Source organism: Shinella sp. SUS2, assembly GCF_001262505.1.
GTDB lineage: Bacteria > Pseudomonadota > Alphaproteobacteria > Rhizobiales > Rhizobiaceae > Shinella.
Genome location: NZ_KQ410737.1, coordinates 76,392 through 92,130 on the forward strand (window position 1 = coordinate 76,392; position 15,739 = coordinate 92,130).

Consider the following 15,739-nt stretch of genomic DNA (forward strand, 5'->3'; position numbering starts at 1 on the left):
CTTCGGAAGCAGTAAATCGCGGGCAACAAAAAACCCGCCAAAACGGCGGGGTTGATAGGCCGGACTGCGAACCGCAATCAGACCGGTACGACGATGCCCTGCAGGGTGGTGAGTTCGGCGAGATAGGTCTCGATACCGAACTTCTGGTCGTCGGACTTGGCGTGATCAAGCTCGGCACGCGCAGCTTCGATGCGGCGAACGATGTCGTCGCTCTTGAAGTCGTCGACATGCACGGCCGATTCGGCCAGCAGCGTGCACCCGGTCGGGATGATGTCGGCGAAACCGCCGAAGACCACGTAGCGGTCCTTCTTGCCGTCCGCGAACTTCACGGTGACGATACCCGGCTTGATCGTCGTCATGGTCGGCGCGTGGTTGGCCATGACGGTCATCTCGCCCTCGGTCGCCGGGATGACGACTTCGCTCACACTGCCGGAAACCAGCAGGCGCTCGGGAGAAACGAGTTCAAAGTTGAAACTGTCGGCCATGACCATTCACTTCTTTTTGACTAATCCGGTCAGCAGAGCAATTCTTGGAAAAGCGCGAGACGGCTTTCCATCCGGAATTGCGGGAATATGAGAGGGCGCCCTTGACGGGCGCCCTAAGTTCATCAAGCGGCTTCAGCAGCCAGCTTCTTGGCCTTCTCGATCGCTTCTTCCATGGAACCGACCATGTAGAAGGCGGCTTCCGGCAGGTGATCGTACTCGCCGTTAACGAGGCCCTTGAAACCCTTGATCGTGTCTTCGAGAGCGACGAGCTTGCCCGGCGAACCGGTGAAGACTTCGGCGACGAAGAACGGCTGGGACAGGAAGCGCTCGATCTTGCGGGCGCGGGCAACGGCCAGCTTGTCGTCTTCCGACAGTTCGTCCATGCCGAGGATGGCGATGATGTCCTGGAGGGCCTTGTAGCGCTGCAGGGTCGTCTGGACCTTACGGGCGACTTCGTAGTGCTCTTCGCCGACAACGATCGGGTCAAGCATGCGCGAGGTCGAGTCGAGCGGGTCGACGGCCGGGTAGATGCCCTTTTCGGCGATCGAACGGGACAGAACCGTCGTGGCGTCCAGGTGGGCGAACGAGGTTGCCGGCGCCGGGTCGGTCAAGTCGTCGGCGGGAACGTAGATGGCCTGAACCGAGGTGATCGAGCCCTTGGTCGTGGTGGTGATGCGTTCCTGCATCTGGCCCATGTCCGTGGCGAGCGTCGGCTGGTAGCCCACGGCCGACGGGATACGGCCGAGCAGAGCCGACACTTCGGAGCCTGCCTGGGTGAAGCGGAAGATGTTGTCGACGAAGAACAGAACGTCCTGGCCCTTGTCGCGGAAGTCTTCGGCGATCGTCAGGCCCGTCAGGGCGACGCGAGCGCGGGCGCCCGGCGGTTCGTTCATCTGGCCGTAAACGAGGGCAGCCTTGGAGCCTTCGCCACCGCCGTGCTTGTTCACGCCGGATTCGATCATTTCGTGGTAGAGGTCGTTGCCTTCGCGGGTGCGTTCACCCACGCCTGCAAACACCGAGTAACCACCGTGCGCCTTGGCGACGTTGTTGATCAGTTCCATGATGAGAACGGTCTTGCCGACGCCTGCGCCGCCGAAGAGGCCGATCTTGCCGCCCTTTGCGTAAGGCGCGAGCAGGTCGACGACCTTGATGCCGGTGACGAGAATCTGCGCTTCCGTGGACTGCTCGACATAGGCCGGTGCGTCCTGGTGGATGGCGCGGCGGCCGGAGGTGACCAGCGGGCCGGCTTCGTCGACGGGCTCGCCGATGACGTTCATGATACGGCCGAGCGTCTCGTCGCCGACCGGAACAGTGATCGGAGCACCGGTATCGGTGACCGGCTGGCCGCGGACGAGACCTTCGGTCGAGTCCATGGCGATCGTGCGAACCGTGTTCTCACCGAGGTGCTGGGCGACTTCGAGAACGAGGCGGTTGCCGTTGTTGTCGGTTTCCAGCGCGTTCAGGATGAGCGGCAGGTCGCCGTCGAAGGCGACGTCAACGACGGCGCCGATAACCTGGGTAACGCGACCGGTTGCACCGGCTGCGACCGGAGCCGCCGCCTTGGTTGCAGCAGCCGTCTTTGCTGCCGGCTTGCGAGCTGCCGGCTTCTTTTCTACTGCGGCGGTTTCCTTCGGGGTAGCTGCCTTAGCCATGTATCTTACCCTCTTTGTCCTGGTCCTTAGAGCGCTTCAGCGCCCGAGATGATTTCGATGAGTTCCTTGGTGATCTGAGCCTGACGCTGACGGTTGTAGTTGAGCGTCAGCTTGTTGATCATCTCACCAGCATTGCGGGTCGCGTTGTCCATGGCGCTCATCTTGGCACCCATTTCGCCGGCGACGTTCTCGAGCAGGGCCCGGAAGATCTGGACGGAAATGTTGCGCGGGATGAGATCCCCGAGGATCGCGCCAGCATCCGGCTCGTAGTCGTAGATCGCCGTCGCGCCCGTCGTCTCGGCAGCAACCGCAGGAGCGGACGCCGGAACGAGCTGGAGCGCTGTCGGGATCTGCGCGATGACCGACTTGAACTCGGAATAGAAGAGCGTGCAGACGTCGAATTCGCCCTGCTCGAACAGACCGATGACCTTGTGGCCGATCTGGTCTGCATTGGCGAAGCCGATCTTCTTGACTTCACGCAAGTCCACACGGTCGATGATCAGCGAGGCGAATTCGCGCCGCAGGATATCGAAACCCTTCTTGCCGACGCAGATGATCTTGACCGTCTTGCCGCTCGCCAGAAGCTTGCGGGTATGGTCACGCGCCAGACGCGCGATCTGCGAGTTGAAGCCGCCGCAAAGGCCACGTTCGGCCGTGCAGACGACGAGGAGATGAACCTGGTCCTTGCCCGTACCGGTCATCAAGCGCGGCGCCGAATCGTCCTGGCCGACAGCCTGGGCGATGTTGGCGAGAACGGCGCTCATGCGCTGCGAATAGGGCCGGGCGGCCTCGGCCGCTTCCTGGGCACGCCGAAGCTTTGCCGCGGCGACCATCTTCATCGCCTTGGTGATCTTCTGCGTCGCCTTGACGGAGGCGATCCGGTTTTTCAGATCCTTAAGTGAAGGCATCCGTTTTCCGTCCTGTAACACGATCCGGGAGAAGGTTCCCTCAGCGGATCATGCGTCAATCAAAGTTCCCGGGCTGCCTGCGCGCCGGAGGCGCGCAGGGCTCGAACCGTTAGGTCTCAGCCGAAGCTCTTGGCGAAGGCATCGAGAGCAGCCTTGAGCTTGCCCTTGGTGTCGTCGCTGATCGCCTTGTCGGTGCGGATCGTGTCGAGGATCGCCTTGCCCTCGGAACGCATGTAGCCGAGCAGGCCCTGCTCGAACTTGCCGACCTGGGCGACCGGCAGCTTGTCGAGGTAGCCGTTGACGCCTGCGAAGATCACGACGACCTGCTCTTCCGTCTTCAGCGGCGAGAACTGCGGCTGCTTCAGGAGTTCGGTCAGGCGGGCACCGCGGTTGAGCAGGCGCTGCGTTGCGGCGTCGAGGTCCGAGCCGAACTGGGCGAAGGCTGCCATTTCGCGGTACTGGGCGAGCTCACCCTTGATCGAGCCGGCGACCTGCTTCATCGCCTTGATCTGAGCGGACGAGCCGACGCGGGAAACCGACAGGCCGACGTTCACGGCCGGGCGGATACCCTGGTAGAACAGGTCCGTTTCAAGGAAGATCTGGCCGTCGGTGATCGAGATCACGTTGGTCGGGATGAACGCCGAAACGTCGTTGCCCTGGGTTTCGATGACCGGCAGAGCCGTCAGCGAGCCAGCGCCCATCTCGTCGTTGAGCTTTGCAGCGCGCTCGAGGAGACGCGAGTGCAGATAGAAGACGTCGCCCGGATAGGCTTCGCGGCCCGGCGGGCGGCGCAGCAGGAGCGACATCTGGCGATAGGAAACGGCCTGCTTGGAAAGGTCGTCGTAGCCGATGAGGGCGTGCTTGCCGTTATCGCGGAAGTATTCGCCCATCGCGCAGCCGGCGAACGGCGCGAGGTACTGCATCGGCGCCGGGTCGGAGGCGGTAGCAGCAACGATGATCGAGTACTGGAGAGCGCCGCGCTCTTCGAGAACCTTCACGAACTGGGCGACGGTCGAGCGCTTCTGGCCGATAGCGACGTAGACGCAGTACAGCTTGTCGCCGTCCGGGCCGTTGTCGTGGATCGCCTTCTGGTTCAGGATCGTGTCCAGAATGATGGCGGTCTTGCCGGTCTGGCGGTCGCCGATGACCAGCTCGCGCTGGCCGCGGCCGACCGGGATGAGGGCGTCGATGGCCTTGAGGCCGGTCGACATCGGCTCATGCACCGACTTGCGCGGAATGATGCCCGGAGCCTTGACGTCAACGCGGGCGCGCTGCTTGGCATTGATCGGGCCCTTGCCGTCGATCGGATTGCCAAGCGCATCAACGACGCGGCCGAGCAGCTCCGGACCAACCGGCACGTCCACGATGGCGCCGGTCCGCTTGACGGTGTCGCCTTCCTTGATGTCACGGTCGGAACCGAAGATAACGACACCGACGTTGTCGCTTTCCAGGTTCAGCGCCATGCCGCGGATGCCACCGGGGAACTCGACCATTTCGCCGGCCTGGACATTGTCGAGGCCGTAAACGCGGGCGATACCGTCACCGACGGAGAGCACCTGGCCGACTTCCGAGACTTCCGCCTCTTTGCCGAAGTTTTTGATCTGATCTTTGAGAATTGCGGAAATTTCCGCGGCGCGGATATCCATCAGCCGACCTCTTTCAGTGCAAGCTTAAGAGTAGAGAGTTTGGTGCGAAGGGACGTGTCGATCTGGCGGGATCCCACCTTGACGACCAGACCACCGAGAATGGACGGATCGACGGTGACGGCAATCGCCACGTCTTTGCCGGTGACGCCTTTCAGCGCCGCCTTCAATTCTGTTTCCTGCGCTGCGGTCAGCGCATGGGCCGAGGTGACCTCGGCCGTGATTTCACCGCGGGCGCGGGCCGCGATGACGCGGTATGCCTTAATCATGCCCGGAACGGCGAAGAGGCGGCGATTTGACGCAACCACCTTGAGGAAGTTTGCCACGAGGCCCGTAATGCCGGCCTTGGCGGCAACGGCAGCAATGGCCTTGGTCTGATCTTCGGCGGAGAAGACGGGGCTGGCGATCAGCCGCTTCAGGTCGTCGCTTTCGTCGATCATCGCCTGGAAACGGGCAAGATCGGCACCGACACTGTCAGCCGAACCGGCTTCCTGAGCGAGGTCGAAAAGCGAAGACGCGTATCTTTCTGCAACACCGGAAACAAGCTGGGATGTGTCTGCCACGGGCACAAGCTTCTCTTCTTTTCATTCAAGAGGCAGGGCAGTAGCTGAGCTACGGTCCTAACCACCTGAAATCGTTGCGGTAATCTTCAGTTCCTACAGGCTTTGGCGCCCGCTTTTTCTGAATTTCGCGGTTCGTCTAGCATAGGAAACCGGGACTCGCAACACGCCGGGCGCAGGAATGCGCCATAAGTCGGCCACAGTCGGGGCAAAAGTTGACTGCGCGGACTATGTTCTCTCACCTTTGAGCGTAAGAAGCCGCTTTTTGCGCTCAGAAGAAGCCGAAGGCATATCCGAGCGGCAGCGCGGCGAGTACCGCCTGCACCGCGAGAACGAGGAGGTTCTTGGCTGTGAAGGAACCGTCCGACATCAACGAGAGAATCCGGCCGAAAGCGGCCAGTGCGAACCCACCGCCGATCGCCATGTAGATCCAGCTCTGCGCCATCAACAGCGCGACGATGGCGATCCCCGCGTAGAAGCCGCCGGCCGAGCGGGCGAAGGCATATCCCTCGCGGCTTCCGTCCCGCATCTGGAGCCCTGCAAGCTTCAACGCAGTGCCCGGCGCGAACAGAGCGAAAAGGCCGAAGAGCACGGTCACAGCGGCTGCACAGAAGGCCAGGAACTCGCCCGTCTCGGTGGGGATGTAGAATTCCATCGCAGCGTTTCTCCCGTCAGTGCCCGTCGCCCTCTATCGCACAGGCAACCGACAGGCAGAAGCGCGTCTGAAACATTCGCACAACTCTTTGTTAACCCTCGGCCTTAGAGGAAACTCTGCGGATCGATATCAAGCTGCACCTGAAGCGAGGCCCGCTCCTTCGGCCCGTTGGCGAGCATGGTCCGCAGGAAAGTCTGCATGTCGCTGTTGCGCCGCCCATGCACCAGCAGACGGAAACGATGGCGGCCGCGGATCAACGCCAGCGGCGCCTCCGCAGGGCCGAGGATCGAGATGCCGGTGACCTGCGGTGCCGCCTGCCGTAGCCCGCGAGCATGGGCCTCCGCCTCGCCGCGCGTGTCAGCGGAGACGATGACCGAGGCGAGCCGGCCAAACGGCGGCAACAGCGCCTTTTCCCGTTCGCCGATCTCGCGATCGTAAAAGGCCTGCGCGTCGCCCGAGACGATGGCCTGCATGACGGGATGCGCCGGCTGGTAGGTCTGGATAAGACCATGGCTCTTGAGGCCCGAGCGGCCCGCACGCCCCGTCACCTGCGAGAGGAGCTGGAAGGTCCGCTCCGCCGCGCGTGGATCGCCGTTCGAGAGTCCCAGATCCGCATCCACCACACCGACCAGCGACATCAGCGGGAAATTGTGCCCCTTGGCGACAAGCTGCGTGCCGATGACGATGTCCGCCTCACCGCGCGCGATCGCCTCCAGCTCCAGCCTGAGCCGCTTTACACCCATCAGATCGGAAGAAAGCACGATGGTGCGCGCCTCCGGAAAGTGCCGTTCCACCTCCTCGGCGATACGCTCCACCCCCGGCCCGCAGGCAGCAAGGTGGTCGAAGGTGCCGCATTCCGGGCAGGCCTCGGGCGTGCGCTCGGCATGGCCGCAATGGTGGCACTGGATCTGCCCGCGGAACCGGTGCTCGACCAGCCAGCTCGAACATTGCGGGCACTGGAACCGATGGCCGCAGACCCGGCAGAGCGTCAGCGGCGCATAGCCCCGGCGATTGAGAAAGAGCAGCGCCTGCTGTTCCTTCTCGATGGTGCGCTGGATGCCGCGCAGCATGACCGGCGAGAGAAACCCGCCGCGTGCCGGTGGATGGCGGCGCATGTCGACGAGATGCAAATCGGGCAGCGCCGCATCGCCGTAGCGCGTCGGCAGGTGCAGCTTGCGGTAGCGCCCGACATCGCTGTTGACGCGACTTTCGACCGAAGGCGTCGCCGAGACGAGCACGACCGGAAAATCACCGATGCGCGCCCTGACCACCGCCATGTCGCGGGCATTATAGAAGACGCGGTCCTCCTGCTTGTAGGCCGGGTCATGCTCCTCGTCGACGATGACGAGGCCGAGATTTTCAAAGGGCAGGAACAGTGCCGACCGCGCACCGGCCACGACCCGCACATCGCCCGTCGTCACCTGCCGCCAGACGCGTTCGCGGGTGCGCGGGGCGAGATCGGAATGCCACTCCGCGGGCTTTGCTCCGAAACGATCATGAAACCGCTCGAGAAAACTTGCCGTCAACGCGATTTCCGGCAGCAGGATAAGCACCTGCTTGCCCCGTCGCAGCGTCTCGGCGATCGCCTCGAAATAGACCTCGGTCTTGCCCGAGCCGGTGATGCCGTCGATCAGCGAGACGGAGAATTCCCCCTTTTGCACGCTCTCGACCAGTTCCGCAGCGCTGTCCGTCTGCGGCCCTTCCAGCCGCGGTGCGACGTAGTCCGGGTCCGGCAGAGCCACCACCGGCGGCGGCGGCAGGAAGACCGTCTCGAAGGTGCCCTGCTTCACCAGTCCGTCGATGACGCTCGTCGACGTGCCGGAGGCATGCGCAAGGCCGGAGCGCGTCCAGGGTATGCCGTCCTCGATCAACTCGAGCACGCGCTCGCGTGCACTCGTCAGCCGCTCCGGCCGATGGCCCGTGAAACGCAGCCCCTCGATCATGGGTTCGGGATCGAAGGCGGTCGGCGCGCGCAGCGCCATGCGGGCGACGAGGCCGGGCGGCGTCACCGTATAGGCGGAAACCCAATCGAGGAAATCGCGCATCTCCTTCGAAAGCGGCGGGCAATCGAACACCTTTTCGATCGGCCGCAGTTTCTTCGGATCGACCCTTCCATCATCGCTACCGTCCCAGACGACACCGGGCACCAGCCGGGGCCCCAGCGGCACCTGCACGATCGAACCCGGTTCCACCGCCATACCCTCGGGCACGGAATAGGAATAGGGCACGGGCGTCGGCACCGGCACCATCACGGGCACCGTGCGCGGAAAGAGTTTCTCCCCGAAAAGGTCGATCGAATCGCTGCTCATCGCTCGCGAAGATGCCCCCACCGCCGCGCGAAGAAAACCGCAAAGATCGCCGTCCCGCTCATTCGTCGTCCTCGGCCATTTCGCCGGTCAGCCGCATGCCGTCGATCCAGGTCGCCCCGTCATTGCGGATGACACGCTTCGCCCGGACGCCGCAGCGCGTCTCCACCTCCTGCGCCAATCGTTCGGAATGGGTGACGATCCAGATTTGGCTCGATTGCGCCGCCCGGGCGATCATCTCGGCCAGCGGCGGCAGCATGTCCGGATGGAGACTTGCCTCCGGCTCGTTGAGCGCGATCAAGGGCGGCGTACGATAGGAAAGAAGGGCAGCGGCGAGCGCCAGGAAACGGATCTGCCCGTCCGAAAGCTCGCGTGGCTGGAAGACACGCTGCGGAAACTGCGGGAACACCAGACCGTAGGACGCGAACTCCTCCGGCTCCGGTACGGAAAGCCGCGCCCCGCCGAAGGCGTCCGACACCGCTCGGTCGAGATCGAGCGTATCCTCCCGCGTCCAGGTGAGCGTCGCAAAGACCGCCGCCATGTTCGCCCCGTCCTGGTCGAGCAATGGCGCGGTAACGGCAAGGCACGGCTGGCGCAGCGCCGAATCCCGATCGGAGCGGAAGCCGTGAAAGAAGCGCCATTGCGAGACGGCACGGCGGAAGGTGCCGATCTCAGGATAGTGGCCGGCATCACCCAGCAGCGCGATGGCCGTTTCCGAAGTCAGTGCCTGCTCGGGATGCTCGACCATGCGGCCGCTCTCGTCGCGCACCAGTATGCCCGGCCCGGTGCGCTTCATCACCGTCACCGGCCGGCGGCCGGTCTCGATGGTCAACTCCTCCGCCTTCACCTGCGGCTCGAAGGCGAAACCCGCCGCGGCTTTCGGCGGGCGCAAACCGGCCTCGACACGGTAGCGGAAGGTGATCGCCCGTTCTTCGTCGAGGAGTTCGGTTTCGAGGCGGATACGCACCGGCTCGTTCGCCCGCCGCCGACCCGTCCAGAGCGCCGAGGCCATACCGCCTTCCGCCGCGATCTCATGCGCGAAGTTTCCGCGCACCGCGGCCTGCACCAGCTGGAGCGATCGATAGAGATTCGATTTGCCCGCTCCGTTTTCACCGACGAACAGGTTCACGCGGCCGAGATCCATGCGGATCGAGCGCAGCGAACGATAGTTTTCGGCGGACATGGAACGCAAAAGCATGATGGCCCCGGAATGGAGGAAGACCCTCTCTATACCAGCCACCGTGTCTAGAGGAAGGCAGACCGCTTTGCCCAGCCCCGACGCGAACGTTAGCAAAACCTTAAGCGGAAATCGCCGATGCTCCGACAAACGCCAAGGGGCCGCCCATGACCGATCTTCTCATCATCGCCGACCCGACATTGATGGCCGAGCGCCAGGGCTGGCTTGCCACGCTCGCGGAGGAACGGCGGCTTTCCGGCAACACGCTGGATGCCTATGAACGTGACACCCGGCAATTCCTCGCCTTCCTGACACAGCACCTTGCCGCCCCCGCGCGACTGAAGGACATCGGCGAGCTGCGGCCGGCGGACCTGCGCGGTTTTCTCGCCGCCCGCCGCCGCGACGGCGCAGGCGCCCGCACGCTCGGCCGTGGCCTTGCAGGGCTACGCTCGTTCCTGCGCCATCTGGAGCGCAAGGGGCTTGCCAACGCCGCCGGCGCCGCGGCCGTGCGCTCGCCGAAACAACCGAAATCCCTGCCGAAGCCGCTCTCCGACCGGCAGGCGATCGCCGTCGTCGATGCCGGCGAGCAGCTGGCGGAGGAGCCATGGATCCGCCTGCGCAACGCCGCCGTGCTAACGCTCCTCTACGGCTGCGGCCTGCGTATCTCCGAGGCGCTGTCGCTGACGCCGGCCGACTTTGCCGGCACGCCGACATCGCTGCGCATCACCGGCAAGGGCGACAAGACCCGTATCGTGCCGCTGATCGCACCGGCCCTTGCCGGCGTGAGGGATTATGTAAAACTCTGCCCCTTCTCGTTGGCGGAGGGCAGTCCGCTCTTCCGCGGCGCCCGCGGCGGCCCCCTGCAGCCGGCGATCCTCCAGCGCGAGATGCAGAAGCTGCGCGGCGCGCTCGGCCTGCCGGACAGCGCGACGCCGCACGCGCTGCGCCATTCCTTCGCCACGCATCTGCTTGCCGGCGGCGGCGATCTGCGCACCATCCAGGAATTGCTTGGCCATGCCAGCCTTTCCACCACGCAGGTCTATACCGGCGTCGATTCCGCCCGGCTGCTCGAAATCTACGACCGCGCCCACCCGCGGGCATAAGACCCCTTCGATGTCGAAGGGCGCTGGCCTGTTAAGGGATTGTGAGAACGACATGCGTAAAACCAATGTCGAAAGCACGAGGGGCGATTCTCAAGGGTCGCAACGTGCTTCAGGGTCACCGAAAAGACAGGGAGCTCGACCATGACAGTCCTTCTTCGCAAACAGCGCGCGGCGCTTGCCGACCGGCTGGCCGATGCCGGCCTCTGGGGCGTGGCGGTCGTCCATGTGCTGGTCGCGCTCTCCTTTCTCTTCGTGCTCGCCGCCCTGTCACCGGCCCATGCGGAAGAACCGCCGGCCTGCGGCGGCATCAACCTGCTCGAGAAGTTCGAGAAGGACGATCCGGCAGGCTACGCCAAACTGCGCGCCGAAGCCGATGGTGTGCAAAACGGCAAGGGCATCTTCTGGAAGATCGAGAAGGACGGCCAGCCCAGCTCCTGGCTGCTCGGCACCATGCATGTGACGGATCCGCGGGTGCTGGCCATGCCGGAGGCCGCGCGCGCCGCCTTTGCTGCAGCGACCACTGTCGTGGTCGAGTCGGACGAGATCGCCGACGAGAAGAAGGCCGGCGCGGCGATACTCACGCGCCCCGACCTCACCATGTTCACCGACGGCAAGTCCATCACCGATTTCCTCGACAAGGAGGGCGCCGAGAAACTGGCCGAGGGCCTGAAGAACCGTGGGCTTTCGCTCGCTGCCGTTGGCCGCATGAAACCGTGGATGATCGCAAGCTTCGTGGCGCTGCCCGCTTGCGAGATCGCCCGCAAGACAGCAGGCGCGGCCTTCCTCGACCAGCGCCTCGCCAAGGATGCGCTCACCGAAGGCAAGACGCTGAAGGGGCTCGAAACGCTCGTCGAGCAGATTTCCGCCCTCGATTCCCTGCCGCTCGAGCCGCAGGTCCAGGGCCTCGTCCAGACGCTGGAACTCGGCGATACGCTGACGGACGTCATCGAGACGATGAGCCAGCTCTACCTCTCCGGTGATACCGGCATGATCATGCCGATGATGCGCGCTGCCGCGCCCGAGACGGATACGGACGCCAAGGCCTATGCCGATTTTGAACAGCGCATCATCATCGACCGCAACCACACGATGGCAGAGCGCGCCGTGCCGATCCTGACCGGCGGCAATGTCTTCATCGCCGTCGGTGCGCTGCACCTCGCCGGCCCGGAAGGGGTCGTCGAACTGCTGCGCAAGCAAGACTTCACCGTCACGGCGGTGCCCTGAGCCTCAGGGCTTCCGGACGGACGAGACCCTTCGGCCGATGCCTGCCAGCATCGTGCGCACGATCAGTTTGTGAAAGGGCATCACGGCCGCAAGATAGAGCCGGCCGAGGAGATTGTTGCGATGGACGAGCGTCATGACGCTGAGCGTCTGGCCGCTCGGCCGATCCTGCCGGACATCGATGACGATGCGAAAGTCGAGGTGCCGGTCGTCGAAGCCGAGCACCACCCGGTCGTCGCTTGCGCTGACCACGGGAAAGCCGCCGATCTCCGTCTCCGACGTCGCGACCCTCTCCGCCGCCCCTTTCAGACCGAAGGGCCTGACGAGCGCATTGCGCAGCACCATGAGGCGGCGCACCCAGCCGGGGGGATGTTCGAGCGCCAGCCGCGCCGCCTCCCGCGCCGTGAGGTGCTCGACCGGCAGGCCCAACGTAAAGCGATCCGCCCAGTCGGCGGCAGGCAGAAGCGGATGTGGAAGCGAGACCGGTCTCGAAACGGGGGACATGAAGGCCATCCTTTAAGGCTTCCATGGTGCCCCGCTTCACCGGATGAAGACAGGCGGCCGGTTGTCGCAGCCGCCTGACCGGATCACATGTGGATCGGCTTGAAGAAGGTTGCGAGCGCTGCTTCCTTGACGGCTTCCGACATGGTCGGGTGCGCGTGGCAGGTGCGGCCGAGGTCTTCCGAGGAGCCGCCGAATTCCATCAGAACGGCTGCCTCGTGGATCATCTCGCCAGCGCCGAAGCCGACGATGTGCACACCGAGCACACGATCCGTTTCCTTGTCCGCCAGCACCTTGACGAAACCGTCCGTCGCCAGCATGGCGCGGGCGCGACCATTCGCGGTGAAGGGGAACTTGCCGGCCTTGTAGGCGATGCCCGCGGCCTTCAGCTCCTCTTCCGTCTTGCCGACGGAGGCGACTTCCGGCTGGGTATAGACGACGCCCGGGATGACGTCATAGTTCACATGGCCAGCCTGGCCCGCAAGGATTTCGGCAACGGCGACGCCCTCGTCTTCCGCCTTGTGGGCAAGCATGGGGCCACGCACCACATCACCGATGGCATAGATGCCGGCAACGTTGGTCTGGAAGTGGTTGTCGATCTCGACACGGCCGCGGTTGTCCAGCACGACGCCGGCTTCCTTGAGGCCGAGGCCCTCGGTATAGGGCTTGCGGCCGGTAGCGATCAGCACGACATCGGCTTCGATCGTGGTCGCGTCGCCGCCCTTGACGGGTTCGAAGGTTACCTTGGCACCGGAAGCCGCCTTCTCGACACCCGTCACCTTGGCGCCCAGCTTGAACTCCATGCCCTGCTTGACCAGCATGCGCTGGAACTGCTTGGAGACGTCGCCGTCCATGCCACCGAGGATGGTGTCGAGATACTCGACCACGGTGACCTTGGCGCCGAGGCGAGCCCAGACGGAGCCGAGCTCGAGGCCGATGACACCGCCGCCGACGACGATCAGGTGACCCGGCACCTTGTCGAGGGCGATACCGCCGGTGGAGGAGACGATGACCTTCTCGTCGATCTCGACCGGAACGCCCGGAATACCGGCGACATCGGAGCCCGTGGCGATGACGATGTTCTTCGTCTCGAGAACCTGCTCCTCACCCTTGTCGCTGGTGACGGAAACCTTGCCCGCGGCGAGCACCTTGCCGATGCCCTGGATGCCGTCGATCTTGTTCTTCTTGAACAGGAAGGCGACGCCGTCGACATTCGACTTCACCGTCGCATCCTTGTGCGCCATCATCTTGCCGAGGTTCAGCGTGGGCGTGACGCCCTCGATGCCGAGCGCGTCCATGCCGTGGGCGGCATGGCTGTAGGTTTCGGACGCATGCAGCAGCGCCTTGGAGGGGATGCAGCCGACATTGAGGCAGGTGCCGCCATAGGTGGCGCGCTTTTCGACGACCGCGACCTTGAGGCCGAGCTGGGCCGCCTTGATGGCGCACACGTAGCCGCCGGGGCCGGAACCGATAACGATGAGATCATATGCCATGACAAGTCCTTCCTGCGCGGGGGCCTAGCGCCCGCCGCTGACGTTGAGGGCGGCACCCGTCACATAGGATGCCGCATCGGAGAGAAGATAGAGAATGGAATGGGCGACTTCATCGGCCGTGCCCGGCCGCTGCATCGGGATCAGCGATGCCATGTCGCGCGTCCGGTCCGGCAGGCCGCCGGAGGCGTGGATGTCGGTGTCGATGATGCCGGGTCGCACGAGATTGACGCGCACGCCCTCCGCCGCGACCTCGCGCGCGAGGCCGACGGTGAAACTCTCGATGGCGCCCTTGCTGGCGGCATAATCGACATATTGCCCGGCCGCGCCGAGCAGCGCAGCGACGGAGGAGATGTTGACGATCGAGCCGCCCTTGCCGCCGTGACGGATCGACATGCGGCGCACAGCCTCCTGCGCGCAACGGATCGAGCCCATCACATTGACGGCGAACATACGCTCCAGCCGCTCGGCGGACATCTCGTCGACGCGCTGCGGCAGCGCAACGATACCCGCATTGTTGACCAGCCCATCGAGCCGACCGAAGGTGCCGTCGATGGTGGAGAAGATGGAGGCAAGGCCAAGTTCCGTGCCGACATCCCCCTGTACCGGGATCGCCGAGCCGCCAAGCGCCCGGATATCGGCGACCACGGCCTCGGCTGCCTCGAGATTGGCGGCATAGTTCACCGCCACTTGCCAGCCCGCGGCGCCCGCCATGCGGCAGACACTGGCACCGATGCCGCGGCTGCCGCCGGTAACGAGAAGAACAGGGGCCTCCGTCATGCCGCACACCCCTTCCGTATGAAGACGTCCCAGGGCGCAACGCTCGCCTTGCCGTCATCCCACAGCTTCGAATAGCGGACCGACGGCCCGAAGCCGGAAAGAAGCAGGGTTTCAGCTGCCACAGTCCCCTCCTCCGGCAGGAGGCCGGCATCGCCCGCGCCGTCAAGCGCGTAGATCACGCCTTCCCACACGGTGCAGGCGGCGATCTCCTCACCGGTGACGTCCCCTTCCGGGCAGTTGTACATGGCCATGCCGTTCGAGCGGGCGGGTTCGCCCGGCATGACGACACCGTCAAGCACCACGCCGCTTGCCAGAACCTTCAGCTTGAAATGATGGCTCGTCGCCGCCGCATTCGAGCCGACAGATTCGAATGCCAGCTCATAGCCCCCGTCGCGATCCGCATAGAGCGCGCGGTCCTGCCGGCACTCCGCCGCAGAAGCGGCGGTCGCGGCAAGCAATCCGGCAACAACGAGGGCGGCGCGCATGGCTCAGTGAGCCTTTTCCGTGGCGAGCTTGATGCCGAGCGCGATGAAGACGAGGCCGCTGGCCCGGTCGATCCATTGGCTCATGCGCGCGAAGGCGGCGCGCATCCTTGGCGTCGTCATGAACAGCGAGACGCCGACGAACCAGGCAATGAGGCAGGTGGCCATGACGACGCCATAGCCGAATTTTACCGCGATCGGCGTATGGGCACTGACGACCGTCGAGAAGATCGACAGGAAGAAGAAGACCGGCTTGGGGTTCAGCGCATTGGCAAGGAAACCGAGGCCGAAGGCGCGGACGGCCGATTGCCCGCCCCTGCCCTCTTCATGACCCTTCACCGCTTCCACGGAAAGGTCGGCCTTGCCGGCCCTCAACGCCTTGATGCCGATATAGACAAGGTAAGCGACGCCGCACCACTTCACGATGTTGAAGAGGTAGATCGACTGGGAAATGATAAGGCCGAGGCCGAGGATCGTATAGGTGACGTGGAACATCAGCGACGTGCCGATGCCGAAGGACGTGACGACAGCCGCACGCCGGCCATGCACGATCGACTGGCGCATGACCATGGCGAGATCCGCACCCGGCGAGACGATGGCGAAGGCGAAGATCGCCATCAGCGAGGCAAGTTCCAGGAGATATTGGCTCATACGATCGTCACCGGTGCGTTGAGGGCCCTATCGGCACCCGCGGGTTGCTGCATGCGCATCAGGGGCGCTGGCCGGAGGGTATCCTGCGGTTCGGCCGCTGTCGATCTTCCACCCTGCGGCAAGGA

At 64.5% G+C, this 15,739-nt stretch carries 15 protein-coding genes; 2 read left to right on the forward strand and 13 right to left on the reverse strand.

The window, feature by feature from the left end:
- Positions 1-77: 77 nt before the first annotated feature.
- The 8 genes from AKG11_RS22660 to AKG11_RS22695 all read right to left on the reverse strand — a co-directional run bounded on the left by AKG11_RS22660 (position 78) and on the right by AKG11_RS22695 (position 9,407).
- Positions 78-485, reverse strand: coding sequence for a F0F1 ATP synthase subunit epsilon (locus AKG11_RS22660; RefSeq protein ID WP_050745594.1), 408 nt, complete (start codon positions 483-485; stop codon positions 78-80).
- Positions 486-607: 122 nt separating this feature from the next.
- On the reverse strand, positions 608-2,137 hold the full coding sequence (gene atpD / locus AKG11_RS22665; RefSeq protein ID WP_023516621.1) for a F0F1 ATP synthase subunit beta: 1,530 nt from the start codon (positions 2,135-2,137) through the stop codon (positions 608-610).
- A 26-nt stretch (positions 2,138-2,163) separates the two neighbouring features.
- Positions 2,164-3,045 carry a F0F1 ATP synthase subunit gamma gene (locus tag AKG11_RS22670; protein ID WP_023516620.1) on the reverse strand — a complete coding sequence of 294 codons (882 nt, stop codon included), beginning with the start codon at positions 3,043-3,045 and terminating at the stop codon, positions 2,164-2,166.
- Between the two features lie 116 nt (positions 3,046-3,161).
- Positions 3,162-4,691, reverse strand: a complete 1,530-nt coding sequence (gene atpA / locus AKG11_RS22675) for a F0F1 ATP synthase subunit alpha (protein ID WP_050745531.1) — start codon at positions 4,689-4,691, stop codon at positions 3,162-3,164.
- Positions 4,691-5,257, reverse strand: a complete 567-nt coding sequence (locus tag AKG11_RS22680) for a F0F1 ATP synthase subunit delta (protein ID WP_024271131.1) — start codon at positions 5,255-5,257, stop codon at positions 4,691-4,693. The genes atpA and AKG11_RS22680 overlap by 1 nt, the downstream gene beginning before the upstream one ends.
- 262 nt (positions 5,258-5,519) lie before the next feature.
- Positions 5,520-5,903 (reverse strand): AGROH133_08824 family phage infection protein, encoded by a 384-nt coding sequence (locus AKG11_RS22685; RefSeq protein ID WP_050745532.1) that lies wholly within the window; start codon positions 5,901-5,903, stop codon positions 5,520-5,522.
- Positions 5,904-6,007: 104 nt separating this feature from the next.
- Entirely contained in the window at positions 6,008-8,212 is a 2,205-nt protein-coding gene (locus tag AKG11_RS22690) for a primosomal protein N' (RefSeq protein ID WP_050745533.1), read from the reverse strand.
- Positions 8,213-8,270: 58 nt separating this feature from the next.
- Complete coding sequence (locus tag AKG11_RS22695; protein WP_050745534.1) at positions 8,271-9,407, reverse strand: AAA family ATPase; 1,137 nt, start codon at positions 9,405-9,407, stop codon at positions 8,271-8,273.
- Between the two features lie 146 nt (positions 9,408-9,553).
- Between AKG11_RS22695 and AKG11_RS22700 the strand changes: the two genes are divergently transcribed.
- Positions 9,554-10,489 carry a tyrosine recombinase XerC gene (locus tag AKG11_RS22700; RefSeq protein WP_024271130.1) on the forward strand — a complete coding sequence of 312 codons (936 nt, stop codon included), beginning with the start codon at positions 9,554-9,556 and terminating at the stop codon, positions 10,487-10,489.
- 141 nt (positions 10,490-10,630) lie between these two features.
- Positions 10,631-11,713 (forward strand): TraB/GumN family protein, encoded by a 1,083-nt coding sequence (locus AKG11_RS22705; protein ID WP_050745535.1) that lies wholly within the window; start codon positions 10,631-10,633, stop codon positions 11,711-11,713.
- A 3-nt stretch (positions 11,714-11,716) separates the two neighbouring features.
- Here AKG11_RS22705 and AKG11_RS22710 read toward each other — a convergent pair whose 3' ends face one another.
- From AKG11_RS22710 to AKG11_RS22730, 5 genes are all read right to left on the reverse strand, one after another.
- Positions 11,717-12,214, reverse strand: coding sequence for a DUF2867 domain-containing protein (locus AKG11_RS22710; RefSeq protein ID WP_050745596.1), 498 nt, complete (start codon positions 12,212-12,214; stop codon positions 11,717-11,719).
- An 83-nt stretch (positions 12,215-12,297) separates the two neighbouring features.
- A complete protein-coding gene (lpdA, locus tag AKG11_RS22715; protein ID WP_050745536.1) occupies positions 12,298-13,704 on the reverse strand; it encodes a dihydrolipoyl dehydrogenase in 1,407 nt (468 codons plus the stop codon).
- Between the two features lie 24 nt (positions 13,705-13,728).
- The gene (locus AKG11_RS22720) at positions 13,729-14,481 is read right to left on the reverse strand and encodes an SDR family oxidoreductase (RefSeq protein ID WP_050745537.1); all 753 of its coding nucleotides are present in this window, start codon (positions 14,479-14,481) and stop codon (positions 13,729-13,731) included.
- Positions 14,478-14,966, reverse strand: a complete 489-nt coding sequence (locus tag AKG11_RS22725) for a hypothetical protein (RefSeq protein ID WP_023513145.1) — start codon at positions 14,964-14,966, stop codon at positions 14,478-14,480. Before AKG11_RS22725 ends, AKG11_RS22720 begins: the two co-directional genes overlap by 4 nt.
- A gap of 3 nt (positions 14,967-14,969) precedes the next feature.
- Complete coding sequence (locus AKG11_RS22730) at positions 14,970-15,614, reverse strand: LysE family translocator (protein ID WP_050745538.1); 645 nt, start codon at positions 15,612-15,614, stop codon at positions 14,970-14,972.
- Positions 15,615-15,739: the final 125 nt, after the last annotated feature.

What these genes read in the sequence shown, in the direction of transcription:
- atpA (WP_050745531.1), bottom strand. Translation starts at nt 4,691, where the DNA reads ATGGATATCCGCGCCGCGGAAATTTCCGCAATTCTCAAAGATCAGATC.
- AKG11_RS22660 (WP_050745594.1), bottom strand. Translation starts at nt 485, where the DNA reads ATGGCCGACAGTTTCAACTTTGAACTCGTTTCTCCCGAGCGCCTGCTG.
- AKG11_RS22725 (WP_023513145.1), bottom strand. Translation starts at nt 14,966, where the DNA reads ATGCGCGCCGCCCTCGTTGTTGCCGGATTGCTTGCCGCGACCGCCGCT.
- AKG11_RS22690 (WP_050745533.1), bottom strand. Translation starts at nt 8,212, where the DNA reads ATGAGCAGCGATTCGATCGACCTTTTCGGGGAGAAACTCTTTCCGCGC.
- lpdA (WP_050745536.1), bottom strand. Translation starts at nt 13,704, where the DNA reads ATGGCATATGATCTCATCGTTATCGGTTCCGGCCCCGGCGGCTACGTG.
- AKG11_RS22730 (WP_050745538.1), bottom strand. Translation starts at nt 15,614, where the DNA reads ATGAGCCAATATCTCCTGGAACTTGCCTCGCTGATGGCGATCTTCGCC.
- AKG11_RS22720 (WP_050745537.1), bottom strand. Translation starts at nt 14,481, where the DNA reads ATGACGGAGGCCCCTGTTCTTCTCGTTACCGGCGGCAGCCGCGGCATC.
- AKG11_RS22710 (WP_050745596.1), bottom strand. Translation starts at nt 12,214, where the DNA reads ATGTCCCCCGTTTCGAGACCGGTCTCGCTTCCACATCCGCTTCTGCCT.
- AKG11_RS22705 (WP_050745535.1), top strand. Translation starts at nt 10,631, where the DNA reads ATGACAGTCCTTCTTCGCAAACAGCGCGCGGCGCTTGCCGACCGGCTG.
- AKG11_RS22685 (WP_050745532.1), bottom strand. Translation starts at nt 5,903, where the DNA reads ATGGAATTCTACATCCCCACCGAGACGGGCGAGTTCCTGGCCTTCTGT.
- atpD (WP_023516621.1), bottom strand. Translation starts at nt 2,137, where the DNA reads ATGGCTAAGGCAGCTACCCCGAAGGAAACCGCCGCAGTAGAAAAGAAG.
- AKG11_RS22670 (WP_023516620.1), bottom strand. Translation starts at nt 3,045, where the DNA reads ATGCCTTCACTTAAGGATCTGAAAAACCGGATCGCCTCCGTCAAGGCG.
- AKG11_RS22700 (WP_024271130.1), top strand. Translation starts at nt 9,554, where the DNA reads ATGACCGATCTTCTCATCATCGCCGACCCGACATTGATGGCCGAGCGC.
- AKG11_RS22695 (WP_050745534.1), bottom strand. Translation starts at nt 9,407, where the DNA reads ATGCTTTTGCGTTCCATGTCCGCCGAAAACTATCGTTCGCTGCGCTCG.